The sequence below is a fragment of the Sphingomonas sabuli genome, assembly GCF_014352855.1.
In the GTDB taxonomy this organism is placed as follows: domain Bacteria; phylum Pseudomonadota; class Alphaproteobacteria; order Sphingomonadales; family Sphingomonadaceae; genus Sphingomicrobium; species Sphingomicrobium sabuli.
This window is the reverse complement of record NZ_CP060697.1, coordinates 2,243,519-2,260,811: the sequence shown is the minus strand read 5'-3', so window position 1 is coordinate 2,260,811 and position 17,293 is coordinate 2,243,519. Positions and strand designations below refer to the sequence as shown.

Here is a 17,293-nt window from a genome sequence, read left to right as displayed (position 1 = left end):
ATCACCTGTTTTTTGAAAGATCGATTTCTACACTGTCGCGGGTGAACGTTTGTTGACCGCATAGGTTACCTGAAAGTCAGGAAAGCGACGGAAAGGACGACCATGCTCAAGGACGCCAAGGCAACGCCGATGATCGCCGTCAGCGACATCGGCCGGGCGCAAAGCTTCTACGCGGACACGCTGGGCCTCCCGACCAGCCCGGCGATGGGCGGGGAAATGCTCGACGTCGACGGCGGCGGCACCCCGATCACCGTCTACCGTTCGGACGAGGCCGGGACCAACAAGGCCACTGCCATCACCTTTGCCGTGGACGACATCGGCGGCACCGTCGCCGCGCTGAAGGAAAAGGGCGTCGGCTTCGAACATTATGACGTCGAGGGCCTGGAACGGGACGGCGACATCTATGTCGGCACCGGTATGAAAACCGCCTGGTTCAAGGACCCGGACGGCAATATCCTCAGCCTGTTCGAAGGGGACGGCGCCTAGGTCTTCAGGCCCTGTTGCCCGACCCCATCCATCGGTCTAGAGCGCCGCCGAAATGCCTGCGCCGCTCCACGGCGCCGACGGCCACAGCAAAAGGAAGCGCACTCGCCCAATGGCTCGCAAGAAAATCGCACTGATCGGTGCCGGCATGATCGGCGGCACGCTGGCCCACCTCGCGGCCAAAAAGGAAATGGGCGACATCGTCCTGTTCGACATCGCCGAGGGCATTCCGCAGGGCAAGGCGCTCGACCTTAGCCAGTGCGGCCCGATCGAAGGCTTCGACGCGCGGATTACGGGGACTAACGATTACAAGGATATCGCCGGGGCGGACGTGGTGATCGTCACCGCCGGCGTGCCGCGCAAGCCGGGGATGAGCCGCGACGACCTGCTGGGCATCAACCTCAAGGTGATGAAGGCGGTCGGCGACGGCATCAAGGCCAACGCTCCCGATGCCTTTGTCATCTGCATCACCAATCCGCTGGACGCGATGGTCTGGGCGTTGCGCGAATTTTCGGGCCTGCCGCATGAAAAGGTCGTCGGCATGGCCGGCGTGCTCGACAGCGCGCGCTTCGCCACGTTCCTGGCGTGGGAATTCGGCGTGTCGGTGCGCGACGTCAACGCCTTCGTCCTCGGCGGTCACGGCGACACGATGGTCCCGGTGACCAGCTACACCACCATTTCGGGCATTCCGGTCAACGACCTCGCCAAGATCCGGGGCATTGCTCCCGAAAAGCTGGACGAGATCGTCAAGCGCACCCGCGGCGGCGGCGGCGAGATCGTCGCGCTGCTGAAGACCGGGAGCGCCTATTACGCCCCGGCCACCAGCGCGATCGCGATGGCCGAGGCCTATCTGGGCGACCAGAAGCGGATCCTCCCCTGCGCGGCCTATGTCGACGGCAAATACGGGCTGGACGGCCTGTATGTCGGCGTGCCCGCGGTGATCGGCGCCGGCGGCATCGAGGACATCGTCGAGATCGAACTTTCGGACGAGGAAAAGTCCAACCTCAAGGTTTCGACCGACGCGGTCGTGGAATTGCTCGACGCGTGCAAGGCGATGGACGAGAGCCTCAAGTGAGCATCCTCGTCGACAGGAACACGCGGGTCATCACCCAGGGGATGACCGGCGACACCGGCACCTTCCACACCCAGCAGGCGCTGGACTACGGCACGCAGATGGTCGCCGGCGTCACCCCCGGCAAAGGCGGCACGACGCACATCGGCCTGCCCGTGTTCGACACCGTCGCCGAAGCGGTCGAGAAGACCGGCGCCGACGCCAGCGTGATCTACGTTCCGCCGCCCTTCGCCGCGGATTCGATCCTCGAGGCGATCGAGGCGGAAGTGCCGCTGATCGTCGCCATCACCGAAGGCGTGCCCGTACTCGACATGGTCAAGGTCAAGCGCGCCCTGTGCGGGTCGAAGTCGCGGCTGATCGGGCCCAACTGCCCCGGCGTGCTCACGCCCGGCGAATGCAAGATCGGGATCATGCCCGGAAGCATCTTCAAGAAGGGCAATGTCGGGATCGTCAGCCGGTCGGGTACCCTGACCTACGAAGCGGTGTTCCAGACCACCAACGAAGGCCTTGGCCAGACCACCGCGGTCGGCATCGGCGGCGACCCGGTCAAGGGCACGGAATTCATCGACGTGCTGGAAAAATTCCTTGCCGACGACGAAACCCAATCGATCATCATGATCGGCGAAATCGGCGGCAGCGCCGAGGAAGACGCCGCGCAATTCCTTGCCGACGAGGCCCGCCGCGGGCGCAAGAAGCCGGTCGTCGGCTTCATCGCCGGCCGCACCGCGCCCCCGGGACGCCGGATGGGCCATGCCGGCGCCATCGTATCCGGCGGCAAGGGCGACGCGGAATCGAAGATCGCGGCGATGGAGGCGGCTGGTATTATCGTGTCGCCAAGCCCATCTGAGCTGGGCACGACCCTCAAGGAGCTGCTTGCGGCGTAATCACGCATGGCTGACGACCAAACCATCTCCCTAGACCGCGCGCCGGGCCCCAGCTGGGCGCGGCCGAACTGGCCGGTCAGCGCGCTCGACGATTTCAACCTCGGGCTCGACCCGACCGAAGCGATGATCGAGGAAGTCCGGCAGGCCTCGTCGCGCGACGCCGCCGCGGCCACAGCCGATCCCGACGTCATCCGCCGCGCGGCCGAGGATTCGATCCGCGCGATGATGCTCATCCGCACCTATCGCGTGCGCGGGCACCTGGCTGCCAAGCTCGATCCGCTGGGCCTTCACCACAGCGAGATCCCGGCCGACCTGACCCCGGCCTACCACGGCTTCTCCGATGCCGACCTCGACCGGCCGATCTGGCTGGGCGGCTCGCTCGGCCTCGAACGCGGCACGGTGCGGGAAATCGTCAAGATCCTGCAGGACAATTACTGCGGCACAATCGGCGTCGAATATATGCACATCAACGACCTGGACGAGCGGCGCTTCGTCCAGGATCGGATCGAGGGCAAGGACGAGACCGTCCAGTTCACCGCCGACGGCAAGCAGGCGATCCTCGCCAAGGTGATCGAGGCCGAGCAGTGGGAAACCTTCCTCGCCCGCAAATATGTCGGCACCAAGCGCTTCGGGCTGGACGGCGGCGAAAGCGCCATCCCCGCGCTTGAAGCGGTGATCAAATATGGCGGCCAGCTGGGCATCGAGGAAATCGACGTCGGCATGGCCCATCGCGGGCGGCTGAACGTCCTGTCCAACGTGATGGGCAAGCCCTATCGCGCGATCTTCCACGAATTCGCCGGCGGCGCGACCAATCCCGCCGACGTCGGCGGCTCGGGCGATGTCAAATACCATCTCGGCACCTCGTCCGACCGCGAATTCGACGGGATCAAGGTGCACCTGTCGCTGCTGCCCAACCCGTCCCACCTCGAAGCGGTCGATCCGGTCGTGTTGGGCAAGGCCCGCGCGACGATGATCGACAAGGGCGACAAGCACGGCAAGACCGTGCTTCCGCTACTGCTGCACGGCGACGCGGCCTTCGCGGGCCAGGGCGTGGTGTTCGAATGCCTGAGCTTTTCCGGACTGCCCGGTTACGGCACCGGGGGCACGTTGCACTTCGTCATCAACAACCAGATCGGCTTCACCACCAGCCCGCAATTCGCGCGGTCCTCGCCCTACCCGACCGACGTCGCCAAGTCGGTCCAAGCGCCGATCCTGCACGTCAATGCCGACGATCCCGAAGCCGTCACTTTCTGTTGCAAGATGGCGATCGAATTCCGCCAGCAATTCGGCCGCGACATCGTCATCGACATGTGGTGCTACCGCCGGTTCGGCCACAACGAAGGCGACGAGCCCAGCTTCACCCAGCCGCAGATGTATTCCGAAATCCGGCAGCACCCGCCGATCAGCGAAATCTACGGCAAGCGGCTGATCGACGAGGGCGTGGTCGACCAGAAATGGATCGACAACCACCGCGAAAACTACATCGCCCACCTCAACGAGGAATTCGAATCCGCCGGCAGCTACCTGCCCAACAAGGCGGACTGGTTCGAAGGCCGCTGGGCCGGGCTGCACAAGCCGAGCGAAGGGCCGCTCGCGCGGCGCAACACCGCCACCGCCGTCGGCCAGGGTCTGTTGTGCGACGTCGGCCGGACGTTGACCACGGTCCCACCCGAATTGCACGTCCACAAGACGCTGCAGCGCATCCTCGACGCCAAGTCGGCAATGTTTTCCAGCGGCGAAGGGTTCGACTGGGCAACCGGCGAGGCGCTCGCTTTCGGCAGCCTGATCGCGCAGGGCCACCACGTCCGCCTGTCCGGGCAGGACAGCGGCCGCGGCACCTTTTCGCAACGCCACGCGGTGTGGGTCGATCAGCAGAACGGCGCCAAGTACATCCCGCTCAACACCATCGACGGCGGCCGCTTCGAAGTGCGCGATTCTCCGCTTAGCGAATTCGGCGTGCTGGGCTTCGAATATGGCTACTCGCTGGCCGACCCGAAGACCCTGGTGCTGTGGGAAGCGCAGTTCGGCGACTTCGCCAACGGCGCGCAGACCATCATCGACCAGTTCATTGCCAGCGGCGAGGCCAAGTGGCTGCGCGCCAGCGGGCTGGTCCTGCTGCTGCCGCACGGGTTCGAAGGCCAGGGGCCGGAACACAGCTCGGCGCGGCTCGAACGCTATCTGCAGCTGTGCGCGGACGACAATATGCAGGTCGCCAACTGCACCACGCCGGCCAACTACTTCCACATCCTGCGCCGCCAGCTGCTGCGCGATTTCCGCAAACCGCTGGTGTTGATGACGCCGAAGTCGCTGCTGCGCCACAAGCTGGCGGTGTCGAAGCTTGCCGACTTCACCGGCGAAAGCCATTTCATGCGCATCCTCAGCGATCTCGGACCCCCGCGGGCGGGCGAGACCACGCGGCTGGTGCTTTGTTCGGGCAAGGTCGCGTACGAGCTGATGGACGCGCGCGACGCGGCCGGCGACACCACGACCGAGATCGTGCGCATCGAACAGCTCTACCCGTTCCCGTCCGAACCCCTGGTCAAGCGCCTGCAGGCGATGCCCGGGCTGACGGATATCGTGTGGGCGCAGGAAGAACCGCAGAACAATGGCGCCTGGTTCTTCGTTAACCCCCTGATCGAGTGTTGCCTTGCCGAGGCCGGTTTCGATGGCATGCGCCCGCGCTATGCCGGCCGCGAGGCCTCTGCGTCGCCGGCCACCGGCCTCGCCAAGCGCCATGCGCAGCAGCAGGCAGCCTTGATCGCCGATGCGCTGGGCCATAGCAGCCCGGCACAGCAAGAACCCGCGCGCCGCGCGTCGTAGGAAGCAAGGGAAAGACATGGCCACTGACGTTAAGGTCCCGGCGCTCGGGGAATCGATTACCGAGGGCACGCTGGCGCAGTGGCTGAAGAAGTCGGGCGACACGGTCGCCGCCGACGAGCCTATCGCCAGCCTGGAAACCGACAAGGTCACGGTCGACGTGCCCTCGCCGATCGCCGGCGTGCTGACCGAAACCGTGGCCAAGGAAGGCGACACGGTCGAAGTCGGCGCGATCATTGCCCGCATCAACGAAAGCGGTTCCGCCACGCCCGCGGAGCAGGGCGCGGATTCGTCCCCCACCAACCCGTCGGGCGCGGGCGAAAGCCCCCAGCCGCGCGGATCGGAAGAAGCGCCCGATGCCGAGCCGGCCGCGCCGGCCCCCGCGACCGCTGAGCCCGCCGAAGCGCCCGCTCCGGCCGGCGCAAGCGCAGACCAGGACGGCATCACCACCCTGTCCCCCGCGGTGCGCCGCGCGGTGCTTGAACATCATGTCGACCCCACCAAGATCCGGGGCACCGGCAAGGACGGGCGGATAACCAAGGACGATGTCCTTGCCGCCGCCAAGTCGAAGGAAACCAGCCGCGAAGCCGCGCCCGCACCCAGCCCCGAACCCGAACCCGCGCAACAGCCGAAGGCGCAGGCCAAGGCCGCCGTCGCCGGCGAGCGCCGCGAGGAGCGGGTCAAGATGTCGCGGCTGCGCCAGACCATCGCCAAGCGGCTGAAGGATGCGCAGGACACCGCCGCGCTGCTGACCACCTTCAACGACGTCGACATGTCGGCGGTGATCGACGCGCGCGAACGCTACAAGGACCTGTTCGCCAAGAAGCACGGCATCAAGCTTGGCTTCATGAGCTTCTTCGTGAAGGCCGTGGCGCTGGCCGCGCGCGACGTGCCGTCGGTCAACGCGTCGATCGAAGGCGACGAGATCGTCTATCACGACTATCTCGACGTCTCGATCGCGGTCAGCGCGCCCAAGGGCCTGGTCGTGCCGGTCGTGCGCAGCGCCGACGCCATGAGCTTCGCCGAAATCGAACTCGCCATCGCCGAATATGGCAAGCGCGCCAAGGAAGGCACGCTGGGCATCGAGGATATGCAGGGCGGCACCTTCACCATTTCGAACGGCGGCGTGTTCGGCTCGCTGATGTCGACCCCGATCATCAACCCGCCGCAGTCCGCCGTGCTCGGCATGCACCGGATCGAAGACCGCCCGGTAGCGGTCGACGGACAGGTCGTGATCCGCCCGATGATGTACCTCGCGCTGACCTACGACCACCGCCTGGTCGACGGCCGCGAAGCCGTCACCTTCCTCGTCCGCATCAAGGAAGCGATCGAGGATCCGACAAGGCTGCTGATCGACCTTTAGGGGTTGGCGGAGAAAGTCCGCTTTGGGTGGAAAGCCGACGACAGCGCGGATTAGCCGCCTCTCAATTGCCTCTTGATCTGCTCATCATGAGCTTGGAACTCTAAAAACAAAGAGTCGCAGGCGTTCTGGCTGGCGTCGCAGCGCATTTGCCGATTCATATCCGTGCCACCTCCAGACTCGAAAAGATGGACACAAGTCACGGCAGGATAGGCTGCGTCTGCCTTTGTAGTGACGGTCCACTGAATGGTTTCGACCTTGGAGAAGTACGTCTCAAATCGGCTAGAGCCGGATGGCTCTTCATCAATCGTTGGGTCCGCTCTCAGCTTCTCACGGATTGCGAGCGCGTTTTGACCTACGACTCCACAGATATCGGACGCGCCAGACGCCTCTTTTTGCATGCCTTCAGGAACAGCTTGGGCAAGCGTTGGCGAGTGTAACAGCATCGAACCGCAAAAGATTAGCGCGAGCTTTTGACGCATCAAGATGATCCTTTGCGGGTAACTTAGCGCGAAAGGCAATGTCCGCAATGGGTCGAAGGCGGGCGCTTGATCGAGGACCCGACAGGGCTGTTGATCGACCTTTAAACCGCGGCCGACGTTTGCTCCGGGTGGCCAGCGGACACAAGAGCACAGTCCCTCTATTTCAGCTCCCGACTGTCGAGCAATTGCACGGCGGCCTTCTTCATCCGCGTTCAATCAGAAGATCATCGGCTGATCATCAGCAGATGATCATGGATCGGTGCCCGACGGCGCTCAACATCGTCTCCTCATCCATTCAAAGGAGGACATGATGAAAAAGATGGCAGTGACAATTCTTCTCCTGGGCGCAACCGTAGGTCTGAGCAGTGCGATCGCTCACCCCACGGGCGTCGCGTATGAAACGCGCGGCGAATGCGAGCGCGCTGCAGCAGCATCCGCCAAACAGGATCGTGAACGCCTGGTCGGCGCGGGGATCTTTCCAACTGTTGGCGCCGCCCAAAGCACGTTTCACGACGATTGGCGGTGCGAATATGACGCGGAAGAGGACGCCTGGTTCATCGTCGACCATCGCCTCGATTGACAAGACCGTGACGGACTCCGCTCGCTCCTGTGGCAGGGGCGAGCAGGGTTCTCGCCCATAGGATCGATCAGCCGTGGAGTGTCGGCCAGATGCCGACGACAACTTGAAGCTCGCCGGCGACGGCTGTGACGGCTCCTCAGTGTCGAAAGATCACATACCGGCGACCTCGAAGCTTAGGCCGCCCGCGAAAGTCCCGGTCCACGCTCGCTCATGCGCTGGGCGAGCAATTCCGCGGCGCCGCTGAGCACCGGTTCGCGCTGGTCGACCTGCCAGACGGGCGCGGCCATCACGAGGCGCGAGAAGTTGCGGCGAGCGGTGAACTGACCTTCGAATGCGAGCCTGTTTTCGCCGGACAGGATGCGGCTGGCGCGGTTGCCGGTCACGACCACGCCCTGCCACGCGCCGAACGCGTGGATCATGTTGACGACGAAGCGGCCGAGTATCCCGGCGATGACCTTGCCGCGCTGCAGTTCGGTGACTTCCGGGCAGGCCGATGCCCACAGCGGGTCCTTCGCGTCGAGCGTCAGCAGCCGTTCCCAGCTGACGAACGGCGCTCCGGCGCGAAGCGCGGCGGACAGCTTTTCCTCGACGTTGTTGGCCGGCGCGAAATCGACGTGGCCGCACTCGGTCTCGAGAATGCGCAGGCGACCGTCGCGGCTGACATCGACGATCGCCGCGCCGACGCCGTCTTCGACCAGCAGCATCATCATTCGTCCCGGCTTGGACAGGCTCGGCGCGCCCGCTCCGCGCAGCGTGTCGCAGCGGGCAAGGCCTGACCGGATCGCCCAGGCGCGGGCGGCGACGTCGTTGACCAGCCGCACCGGCTTGCCGAACACCGCTTCCAGGCCGGTGCGCGTAATCGTCCAGCGCGACCGGGTCATCGAGATCATCTCGCCCGACGCCGCTCCGGCCATCGCCAGCACGCAGTCCCGGCCGCGCAGCGGATGGCCGCTGTCGCGCTCGAACCTTTGCAGGGCGTCGGTAAAGGTCGGCAGGCCGGCCAGCGGCACGGAATGCACCGCACCGACATGCGGCCGGTCCGACGGGGCGACCAGCGCAAAGCGGATGTCGTCGGCGCCGGTCGTGTCGACCAGCAGCCAGTCCTGCGGCGGCTGTCCGCTGTCCATCGTCCCACCCCCCGTCACCAGGCCGACGCTGCTACGCGCTCGAGATTGAAAAATGCTTACCCGCCCAGGGAATGCGGCGGGGTGGCCACAATCGCCCGTCGTCACTACATGAGCGGCCAACGCGGCCGACCGCCGCCGTCCCTGTTTTCGATCGAGGCAATGCATGGCTGACAGTTACGATTTCGACGTCCTGGTGATTGGCTCCGGCCCCGGCGGCTATGTCGCCGCGATCCGCGCCGCGCAGCTCGGACTGAAGACGGCCTGCGCCGAAAGCCGCGAGACGCTTGGCGGCACCTGCCTCAATGTCGGCTGCATCCCGTCGAAGGCGCTGCTGCACGCGTCCGAGCTGTACGAGGAAGCCGCTCATGGCGTGATGGCCAAGTGGGGCATCAAGGCCAGCAACGTCGAACTCGACCTCGACACCATGCTCGGCCAGAAGGCGGACGCGGTGAAGGGCCTGACCGGCGGCATCGAATTTCTGTTCAAGAAGAACAAGGTCGAATGGCTGAAGGGCCTCGCCACCTTCAAGGACGCGCACACGGTGGAGGTCGCCGGCAAGTCCGTGACGGCCAAGGCGATCATCATCGCCACCGGTTCGTCCGTCACGCCCCTGCCCGGCGTCGAAGTCGACAACGACAAGCACCAGATCGTCGATTCCACCGGCGCGCTGGCATTGCCGCGGGTGCCCAGGACGATGGTCGTCATCGGCGGCGGCGTGATCGGGCTGGAACTTGGCTCGGTCTGGCGGCGGCTGGGCGCCCAGGTCACCGTGGTCGAATATCTCGACGAGATCCTGCCCGGCATGGACGAGGAAGTGCGCAAGGAATCGCGCAAGATTTTCAAGAAGCAGGGCTTCGAATTCAAGCTCGGCACCAAGGTCACCGGCGCCAAGGCCGGCGATGGCGGCGTCACGCTGACGCTGGAACCGGCCAAAGGCGGCGACAGCGAAACGCTCGAGGCCGAAGTCGTGCTCGTGTCCATCGGCCGGCGGCCGAACACCGAAGGCCTTGGCCTCGACAAGGCTGGCGTTGAGCTGAACAAGCGCGGCCAGATCGAAGTCGACGACCGGTTCATGACCAAGGTCGATGGAGTCTATGCCATCGGCGACGTCACCCCCGGCCCGATGCTCGCCCACAAGGCCGAGGACGAGGGCATCGCGGTCGCGGAGAACATCGCCGGCGAAACCGGCATCGTGAACCACGCCGTCATCCCCAGCGTCGTTTACACCATGCCCGAAATCGCGGGCGTCGGCCTGACCGAGGAGCAGGCCAAGGCGGACGGCGAGATCAAGGTCGGCAAGTTCCCGATGCTGGGCAACAGCCGCGCCAAGACCAACCACGAGCCCGACGGCTTCGTGAAGGTCATCGCCGACGCGAAGACCGACCGCGTGCTCGGCGTGTGGTGCATCAACTCCGTCGCCGGGACGATGATCGCGGAAGCCGCGCTGGCGATGGAATTCGGCGCCACCAGCGAAGACATCGCCTACACCTGCCACGCCCACCCGACGCATTCCGAAGCGCTCAAGGAATCGGCGATGGCGGTGACCGGCAAGCCGATCCACGTCTAAGCCGGTAGCGGGCTCCTGCGACTTGGGTTAGGCCGGTGGCCTGATCGTCGAGGGGGCATGCCCATGAGAGCCGTCGTCCTGTCCGCCAGCCTGCTGCTCGCCGCGTGCGGGCCGAAGTCGCTTGAGCTTCCGGCCGACCCGATCGAGCGCGCGGCGACCTGCGGCGCGGTGGAAGCGGCTTCGGCGCGGGTCGCGACCAAGGACATCAACGCCGACCTGTCGATCGACGCCATCGGCCGCGTGCTGCATTTCCCGATGCTCGCCGGAGCCGAAGGCGGCCGCTTCGATTCCGCCCGCGCCAGCCAGGTTCAGGACACGATGGCCGAAATCCAGGACAAGGTCAGCGGCCGCAAGTGGGAGGAGATGATCCCCCAGTGCCGCGCCGCTTACCCGGCAAGCGCGGTGCGAACGGTCACCCTTCCCGCTGACCGCGGCGACGCCCTGATCGGCTGCGACGAACTCAGCGATTTTCTTCGCTCGGCCCTGGCCAAGCAGGGCAAGTACGACAATGAACTGTCGAAATATTTCGACTTCAACCTCGCGATCGAAGACCGCGTTGGCGCCGCTACCCGGGCGCGCGCCGGGACCGATCCGGGCAAGCTTCACGATGCGCGCAACGCCGCGCTGGCGACGCTGGTCAAGGCCGGCCCGCCGATCGCAGTGATGAAGCGCTGCATCGCAACCTTCGGTTAAAGGGACATTTCATTGGCAATGCGTTCGCAACTTCGCCGCTGGCACATCTGGCTGGGCTGGATCGTCGGCCTGCCCTTCCTGTTCTGGGTCATTTCCGGGCTGGTGATGGTCGCCCGCCCGATCGACGAAGTGCGCGGCACCGGCCTGCTGAAGGACCTTGGCCCGGTGCGCATGGAGCGCCCGCCCGTCGTCCCGCGGATCGACGGCGTGCCGTTGCAGTCGCTGACTCTGAAGGCCTCCTCGTCCGGCCCGCGCTGGGTGGCGACGCTCCCCGATGGCAAGGTGCGTATCGCCGATCCCGCCACCGGCGCCTGGCTGCCCGAAGTTTCCGCCACCGCCGCCGCGCATGAAATCACCAGCCGCTACGGCGGCAAGGCCGGGATCGCCGGGGTCAGCCGCACCGCGGCCGATGACCCGCCGCTCGACCTGCGCCGGGAAATTCCCGCGTGGCAGGTGCGAATGACCGACGGCACTAATTTCTACGTCGACGCGCGCACCGGCGAAGTGGTTGCGACGCGCACCCGCTTCTGGCGCTTCTACGACTGGATGTGGGGCCTCCACATCATGGACCTGAAGACCCGCGAGGATACGCACAACCCGCTGATCATCGGCTTCGCCATCGTCGCCTTGGTGACGACGGTGCTCGCGCTGGTCATGCTGCCGCTGACGATCCGCCGGCGGCGGCGGCGCTCAGCCTAGCCAGGCGCGGATCGCGGCGAAGAAGCCGAGGTCGGCCCGGCTCACGCGCGCCGGCGCGCTGGGCGGGCATTCGAGACACCGCACCTGCACGCGCGGCCCGGTCAGCAGCGTGCGCAAGTCGACCAGCGCGTCCGTCACCCGCCAGTCGGGCGCCAGCGCCGCGAACGCATCGGGCGCGTCTTCGTCGGACGCCGTATCGCGGGCGAACATTTCCACCAGCTGGTCCTCGAAGCTTTCCGGCAGGTCGAGGTAGCGGACCTCGTCCTGCGGATCGTCGATCTTGGCGAGGGCGCCGGCCTTGGCCACCGCTTCTTCCATCCCGCCGAACCCGTCGACCAGCCCCAGCTGACGCGCGCTGCCGCCGTCCCACACGCGGCCCTGCGCGATGCGGTCGATTTCCGCCGGCTGCTTGCGGCGCGACTCCGCGACGATGCGCAGGAACCGCTGGTAGATCGAATCGACCCCGGCCTGCAGCAGCGTGTCGGCCACCGGCGACGGCCCGTTGAGGATGTCCGGTTCGCCCGACAGCGGCGTGGTGCGGATGCCGTCGGCGCCGATGCCCAGCTTCTGCAGCGACCCTTCGAAGCTCGGCAGGACGCCGAACACGCCGATCGACCCGGTGATGGTCGACGGCTCGGCGAAAATATAATCGGCGGGCGTCGCGACCCAGTAGCCGCCAGACGCCGCGACATTGCCCATCGAGACGACGATCGGAATGCCCTGTTCCTTGGCACGGACGAGGGATTCGCGGATCCGTTCGGATGCCAGCACCGATCCGCCGGGGCTGTCGACCCGCACGACCAGCGCGTCCAGCCCGCCGCCCGCGACCGCCTTGTCGATAACGTTGGCGATGCTGTCGCCACCGGCCGTGCCGGGCGCCGCCTTGCCGTCGACGATCATCCCGGCAACCGTCACGACCCCGATTGACCCGGTGTCGTCGCGGGTGACGGCGTCGCGCACGTAATTGCGCAGCTTGATCTGCTTATATCCGCCCGCGGCCGCGGCATCTTCGCCGCCCAGTTCCGCCAGCCGCGCCTGGAAGGCCTGCCGCCCGGCGATCTTGTCGACCAGGCCGAACCCGACCGCGGCCTTGGCCAGGTCGCCGCCCGCCGCGGCCAGCGCGCCTGTCGGATTGCCCATGTAAGCCGCGACCCGCGCCTTGGGCCGGTTCTTCAACACCTGGTCGCGCCAGCTTTCCAGCAACGCGTCGCCCAGCGACTGCGCATTCTCGCGCGCCTCCGCCGACATGTCGGACCGGGTGAAGGGCTCGACCGCCGCCTTGTAGGTGCCGACGCGATAGACGTTGGCGGTCACGCCAAGCTTGTCGAGCAGGCCCTTGAAATAGAGGTTGTTGCCGCCCGGCCCGGCAATGGCCACCGCGCCCAGCGGGTCCATCCACACTTCCGAAGCGGCGGAGGCGACGAGATAGCTGTCATCGCTGTAGGCAGTGGCATAAGCCAACACCGGCTTGCCGCTGGTGCGCAGCCGCCGGACCGCGTCGGCGACGTCGGTCATCGCCACCTGCCCGCCGCCGGTGAACCGTTCGAGGTCCAGCGCGACCGCCTTGACCCGGTCGTCCTCGCGCGCCGCGTCGAGCGCGCCGACTACGTCGCGCAGGCTGTGTTCGCGAGTGACCGACCCGCTGCCGCCGGCCAGTTCGGCATAGCTCGGGCGGCTGGGCTGTTCGACCACCGCGCCGTTCAGCTCCATCGCCAGCACGCCGTCGCCGACCGGCGTCGGCCGCGCCGACAGGCCGACATACAGCAGGCCGAAGAACAGCAGCATGAAGACGAGCACCAGCGCGTCCTTGATACCGACCAGCAGTTTCCAGATCGCCGACAGGAACTTCATCGCAAAAAAACCTTTCTCGTTCGCGTTCCAGCTATCCGACCCGGGGCCGTTGGGCCAAATCTTTTCGACAGCCACCTCTGCCGCTACCGCGAGCGGCGATGGCCACCGCCGCACCCATTGCGCCAAGAGCGCCCGCCCCGTGGAGCGACGAGCTCCGCGCGACGCTGGCGCTGGCGTGGCCGTTGATCCTCGCCAACGTCACGCAGCAGGTGATCCAGGCCACCGACGTGCTCCTGCTCGGCCGGCTGGGCGAGCTGGAGCTGGCGGCGGCGACGCTGGCGCTCAATCTCACCTTCACCATCAACGTGCTGCTGCTCGGGCTCTTGTTGGCCTGCTCGCCGATGATGGCGACCGCGCTGGGCCGCCGCTTCAACGCCGTGCGCGACGTCCGCCGCACGTTCCGCGCCGGGCTGTGGCTGCTCATCCTGACCATGCCGCCCTACTGGCTGCTGCTGTGGAACTCGGCGCCGATCATGCGTGCGCTCGGCCAGGCGCCGGAACTGGCGGACGCGGGGCAGACGTTCCTGCGCGCCTACATGTGGTGCACCGCGCCGTGGCTGGTGTTCCAGCTGCTGCGCCTGTTCGTGTCGGCGCTGGAAAAGCCGCGCATCGTCCTGTGGCTCAGCTTCGCCGGAATCGCGCTCAATGCCCTGCTCAGCTGGGCGCTGATCTTCGGCCATCTCGCCCTGCCCGCGCTGGGCCTGATTGGCGCCGGCATCGGCAGCACGCTGACCTGGCTGGTCACCTGCGCCGCGCTGGCCGCCGTGGTCCAGCGCCAACGCCTGTTCCGCCGCTTCCACGTCTGGGGCCGCTGGTGGCGGCTGGATAGCGAACGGACGCTGGCGATGGTCCGGCTGGGCGCGCCGATCGGCATCACCATGGCGCTGGAAATGGGCGTCTTCGCGCTGGCCGCCTATTTCATGGGCTGGATCGGCGCGCCGGCGGTCGCGGGGCACGCCATCGCGCTGCAGATCGCGGCGCTGACCTTCATGGTCCCGATGGGGCTCAGCCAGGCCGCCACGGTCCGCGTCGGGCGGGCGCTTGGCGCGGGCGACCGCGACGGCATCACCCGCGCCGGCTGGACCGCGTGGCTTGTCGGCGTCCTGTTCATGGCGACGATGGCCATCGGCATGTGGATCTTTCCCGGCGAACTGGTCGGCCTGTTCCTCGGCCCGGCCAGCAGCGCGACGGTCCGCGACCTGGCGGTCACCTTCGTCAGCGTCGCCGCCGTGTTCCAGATCGTCGACGGCGCGCAGGTCATCGGCGCGGGCATGCTGCGCGGGCTGCACGATACCCGCTGGCCGCTGCTGTTCGCGCTGTTCGGCTATTGGGCGCTCGGCCTTGGCATCGGCAGCTGGCTGGCGTTCGGCCAGAACTGGCAAGGGCTGGGCATCTGGATCGGCCTCGCCATCGGCCTTGCCAGCGTCGCGGTACTGATGGCGGCGCGCTGGTCGATGCGCGAAAAGCTCGGCCTGACCCGTCCGCCCAACGCCTGATCAAAATGGCGTTGCGGCCTGTTGACGGGCCCCGGGATGCTACCCATATGCGCCCTGTCGCTGGCACTCTCCCGATGGGAGTGCCAGCTTTAGGTTCAACTACGACATAGGGGCTATTTTATGGGTTTCAGGCCGCTTCACGACCGTGTTCTCGTCCGCCGGGTCGAGGCTGACGAAAAGACCGCCGGCGGGATCATCATTCCCGATTCGGCAAAGGAAAAGCCGCAGGAAGGCGAAGTCGTCGCCGTTGGCGGCGGTGCCAAGTCCGAAGAGGGCAAGGTGACCCCGCTCGACGTCAAGGCCGGCGACAAGATCCTGTTCGGCAAATGGTCGGGCACCGAAGTGAAGATCGACGGTGAAGACCTGATCATCATGAAGGAAAGCGACATTCTGGGGATCGTTGGCTGACGCCAATGATCTTCGCGCACGCGTAGGCAGTGCGACTTTTGAGACTTTTGAAATCAAGGAAAGGGTAGCCAGATGGCAGCCAAGGACGTGAAATTCAGCCGTGACGCGCGCGAGCGCATCATGAAGGGCGTCGACATCCTCGCCGACGCCGTGAAGGTGACGCTCGGTCCCAAGGGCCGCAACGTCGTCATCGACAAGAGCTTCGGCGCACCGCGCATCACCAAGGACGGCGTCACCGTCGCCAAGGAAATCGAACTCAAGGACAAGTTCGAGAACATGGGCGCGCAGATGGTCCGCGAAGTCGCTTCGAAGACCAATGACATCGCCGGCGACGGCACCACCACCGCGACCGTCCTCGCCCAGGCGATCGTTCGCGAAGGCATGAAGTCGGTTGCCGCTGGCATGAACCCGATGGACCTGAAGCGCGGCATCGACATCGCCGTGAAGCGCGTCGTCGAGGATCTCGCCGGCCGTTCCAAGGACGTGTCGGACTCCAACGAAATCGCCCAGGTCGGGATTATTTCCGCCAATGGCGACGAGGAAGTCGGCCGCAAGATCGCCGAAGCGATCGACAAGGTCGGCAAGGACGCCCCGATTTCGGTCGAGGAAGCCAAGGGCCTGGAATTCGAAGTCGACGTCGTCGAAGGCATGCAGTTCGACCGCGGCTACCTGTCGCCCTACTTCATCACCAACCCGGAAAAGATGCAGGTCGAGCTTAGCGACCCCTACATCCTGATCCACGAAAAGAAGCTGTCGAACCTGCAGGCGATGCTCCCGATCCTGGAAGCCGTCGTCCAGTCGGGCCGTCCGCTCCTGATCATCGCCGAGGACATCGAGGGTGAGGCCCTGGCCACGCTCGTCGTCAACAAGCTGCGCGGCGGCCTTAAGGTCGCGGCCGTCAAGGCGCCGGGCTTCGGCGATCGCCGCAAGGCGATGCTCGAGGACATCGCGATCCTCACCGGCGGCGAGATGATCAGCGAAGACCTCGGCATCAAGCTGGAAAACGTCACCACCGACATGCTCGGCACCGCCAAGCGCGTCACCATCGACAAGGATAACACCACCATCGTCGACGGTGCGGGCACCAAGGAATCGATCGACGGCCGGGTCGCCGCGATCCGCCAGCAGATCCAGAACACCACCAGCGATTACGATCGTGAAAAGCTGGAAGAGCGCCAGGCCAAGCTGTCGGGCGGCGTTGCGGTGATCAAGGTCGGCGGCGCCACCGAGGTCGAGGTCAAGGAGCGCAAGGATCGCGTCGACGACGCGCGCCATGCGGTCAAGGCGGCGATCGAGGAAGGCATCGTCCCGGGCGGCGGTACGGCGCTGCTGTACGCGACCAAGGCGCTTGAAGGCCTGAAGGGTCAGAACGACGACCAGACGCGCGGCGTCGATATCGTCCGCAAGGCGCTTTACGCCCCGGTCCGCCAGATCGCGCAGAACGCCGGCTTCGACGGCGCTGTCGTCTCGGGCAAGCTGCTCGACGGCAACGACGACACGCTCGGCTTCAATGCCGCCACCGACACCTATGAAAACCTGGTGAAGGCCGGCGTCATCGATCCGACCAAGGTCGTCCGCACCGCGCTTCAGGACGCGGCGTCGGTTGCCGGTCTGCTGATCACCACCGAAGCCACGGTTGCCGAACTCCCCGAGGACAAGTCCCCGGCGATGGCCGGCGGCGGCGGCATGGGCGGAATGGGCGGCATGGACTTCTAGGTCCGTCCAATCCGACCGAAACCATCAGGGCCGGGGGAGCAATCCTCCGGCCCTTTTT

The 17,293-nt window shown here is 66.2% G+C and carries 15 protein-coding genes; 12 read left to right on the top strand and 3 right to left on the bottom strand.

Going from position 1 to position 17,293, the window contains the following annotated elements; genetic code table 11:
- Nucleotides 1-102 precede the first annotated feature (102 nt).
- From H8M03_RS11300 to odhB, 5 genes are all read left to right on the top strand, one after another.
- Complete coding sequence (locus tag H8M03_RS11300) at nucleotides 103-486, top strand: VOC family protein (RefSeq protein WP_187479531.1); 384 nt, start codon at nucleotides 103-105, stop codon at nucleotides 484-486.
- A 109-nt stretch (nucleotides 487-595) separates the two neighbouring features.
- Nucleotides 596-1,558, top strand: coding sequence for a malate dehydrogenase (gene mdh, locus H8M03_RS11295; protein WP_187479530.1), 963 nt, complete (start codon nucleotides 596-598; stop codon nucleotides 1,556-1,558).
- Entirely contained in the window at nucleotides 1,555-2,439 is an 885-nt protein-coding gene (sucD, locus tag H8M03_RS11290) for a succinate--CoA ligase subunit alpha (RefSeq protein WP_187479529.1), read from the top strand. The genes mdh and sucD overlap by 4 nt, the downstream gene beginning before the upstream one ends.
- A gap of 6 nt (nucleotides 2,440-2,445) precedes the next feature.
- Nucleotides 2,446-5,259: a 2-oxoglutarate dehydrogenase E1 component gene (locus H8M03_RS11285; protein ID WP_187479528.1), complete on the top strand. Its 2,814-nt coding sequence runs from the start codon at nucleotides 2,446-2,448 to the stop codon at nucleotides 5,257-5,259.
- Between the two features lie 16 nt (nucleotides 5,260-5,275).
- The gene (gene odhB, locus H8M03_RS11280; protein WP_187479527.1) at nucleotides 5,276-6,619 is read left to right on the top strand and encodes a 2-oxoglutarate dehydrogenase complex dihydrolipoyllysine-residue succinyltransferase; all 1,344 of its coding nucleotides are present in this window, start codon (nucleotides 5,276-5,278) and stop codon (nucleotides 6,617-6,619) included.
- Between the two features lie 50 nt (nucleotides 6,620-6,669).
- Here the strand turns inward: odhB and H8M03_RS11275 are convergent, their stop codons facing one another.
- Entirely contained in the window at nucleotides 6,670-7,101 is a 432-nt protein-coding gene (locus tag H8M03_RS11275) for a hypothetical protein (RefSeq protein WP_187479526.1), read from the bottom strand.
- Between the two features lie 304 nt (nucleotides 7,102-7,405).
- Between H8M03_RS11275 and H8M03_RS11270 the strand changes: the two genes are divergently transcribed.
- Nucleotides 7,406-7,678, top strand: a complete 273-nt coding sequence (locus H8M03_RS11270; protein WP_187479525.1) for a hypothetical protein — start codon at nucleotides 7,406-7,408, stop codon at nucleotides 7,676-7,678.
- 173 nt (nucleotides 7,679-7,851) lie between these two features.
- On the opposite strand, the gene H8M03_RS11265 is transcribed toward H8M03_RS11270, so the two are convergent.
- Entirely contained in the window at nucleotides 7,852-8,805 is a 954-nt protein-coding gene (locus H8M03_RS11265; protein ID WP_187479524.1) for a glucokinase, read from the bottom strand.
- 163 nt (nucleotides 8,806-8,968) lie between these two features.
- Between H8M03_RS11265 and lpdA the strand changes: the two genes are divergently transcribed.
- Genes lpdA through H8M03_RS11250 form a run of 3 tightly spaced genes read left to right on the top strand, consistent with a single transcriptional unit; the run spans nucleotide 8,969 to nucleotide 11,764 of the window.
- On the top strand, nucleotides 8,969-10,372 hold the full coding sequence (lpdA, locus tag H8M03_RS11260; protein ID WP_187479523.1) for a dihydrolipoyl dehydrogenase: 1,404 nt from the start codon (nucleotides 8,969-8,971) through the stop codon (nucleotides 10,370-10,372).
- A 57-nt stretch (nucleotides 10,373-10,429) separates the two neighbouring features.
- Nucleotides 10,430-11,065, top strand: a complete 636-nt coding sequence (locus tag H8M03_RS11255; protein WP_187479522.1) for a hypothetical protein — start codon at nucleotides 10,430-10,432, stop codon at nucleotides 11,063-11,065.
- Between the two features lie 18 nt (nucleotides 11,066-11,083).
- Complete coding sequence (locus tag H8M03_RS11250; RefSeq protein ID WP_187479521.1) at nucleotides 11,084-11,764, top strand: PepSY domain-containing protein; 681 nt, start codon at nucleotides 11,084-11,086, stop codon at nucleotides 11,762-11,764.
- Here H8M03_RS11250 and sppA read toward each other — a convergent pair.
- Nucleotides 11,756-13,615 carry a signal peptide peptidase SppA gene (gene sppA / locus H8M03_RS11245; protein WP_187479520.1) on the bottom strand — a complete coding sequence of 620 codons (1,860 nt, stop codon included), beginning with the start codon at nucleotides 13,613-13,615 and terminating at the stop codon, nucleotides 11,756-11,758. The genes H8M03_RS11250 and sppA overlap by 9 nt on opposite strands.
- 98 nt (nucleotides 13,616-13,713) lie before the next feature.
- On the opposite strand from sppA, the gene H8M03_RS11240 reads away from it, so the two are divergent.
- The 3 genes from H8M03_RS11240 to groL all read left to right on the top strand — a co-directional run bounded on the left by H8M03_RS11240 (nucleotide 13,714) and on the right by groL (nucleotide 17,235).
- Entirely contained in the window at nucleotides 13,714-15,111 is a 1,398-nt protein-coding gene (locus H8M03_RS11240; RefSeq protein WP_187479519.1) for an MATE family efflux transporter, read from the top strand.
- A gap of 120 nt (nucleotides 15,112-15,231) precedes the next feature.
- A complete protein-coding gene (gene groES, locus H8M03_RS11235) occupies nucleotides 15,232-15,519 on the top strand; it encodes a co-chaperone GroES (RefSeq protein WP_187479518.1) in 288 nt (95 codons plus the stop codon).
- 72 nt (nucleotides 15,520-15,591) lie between these two features.
- On the top strand, nucleotides 15,592-17,235 hold the full coding sequence (gene groL / locus H8M03_RS11230; RefSeq protein WP_187479517.1) for a chaperonin GroEL: 1,644 nt from the start codon (nucleotides 15,592-15,594) through the stop codon (nucleotides 17,233-17,235).
- The last annotated feature ends 58 nt before the right edge of the window (nucleotides 17,236-17,293 follow it).

Bases quoted from the DNA above. Each gene is read 5' to 3' on its own strand.
- H8M03_RS11300 (WP_187479531.1), top strand. From the start codon at position 103: ATGCTCAAGGACGCCAAGGCAACGCCGATGATCGCCGTCAGCGACATC.
- mdh (WP_187479530.1), top strand. From the start codon at position 596: ATGGCTCGCAAGAAAATCGCACTGATCGGTGCCGGCATGATCGGCGGC.
- H8M03_RS11285 (WP_187479528.1), top strand. From the start codon at position 2,446: ATGGCTGACGACCAAACCATCTCCCTAGACCGCGCGCCGGGCCCCAGC.
- odhB (WP_187479527.1), top strand. From the start codon at position 5,276: ATGGCCACTGACGTTAAGGTCCCGGCGCTCGGGGAATCGATTACCGAG.
- H8M03_RS11270 (WP_187479525.1), top strand. From the start codon at position 7,406: ATGATGAAAAAGATGGCAGTGACAATTCTTCTCCTGGGCGCAACCGTA.
- H8M03_RS11265 (WP_187479524.1), bottom strand. From the start codon at position 8,805: ATGGACAGCGGACAGCCGCCGCAGGACTGGCTGCTGGTCGACACGACC.
- lpdA (WP_187479523.1), top strand. From the start codon at position 8,969: ATGGCTGACAGTTACGATTTCGACGTCCTGGTGATTGGCTCCGGCCCC.
- H8M03_RS11255 (WP_187479522.1), top strand. From the start codon at position 10,430: ATGCCCATGAGAGCCGTCGTCCTGTCCGCCAGCCTGCTGCTCGCCGCG.
- H8M03_RS11250 (WP_187479521.1), top strand. From the start codon at position 11,084: ATGCGTTCGCAACTTCGCCGCTGGCACATCTGGCTGGGCTGGATCGTC.
- sppA (WP_187479520.1), bottom strand. From the start codon at position 13,615: ATGAAGTTCCTGTCGGCGATCTGGAAACTGCTGGTCGGTATCAAGGAC.
- H8M03_RS11240 (WP_187479519.1), top strand. From the start codon at position 13,714: ATGGCCACCGCCGCACCCATTGCGCCAAGAGCGCCCGCCCCGTGGAGC.
- groES (WP_187479518.1), top strand. From the start codon at position 15,232: ATGGGTTTCAGGCCGCTTCACGACCGTGTTCTCGTCCGCCGGGTCGAG.
- groL (WP_187479517.1), top strand. From the start codon at position 15,592: ATGGCAGCCAAGGACGTGAAATTCAGCCGTGACGCGCGCGAGCGCATC.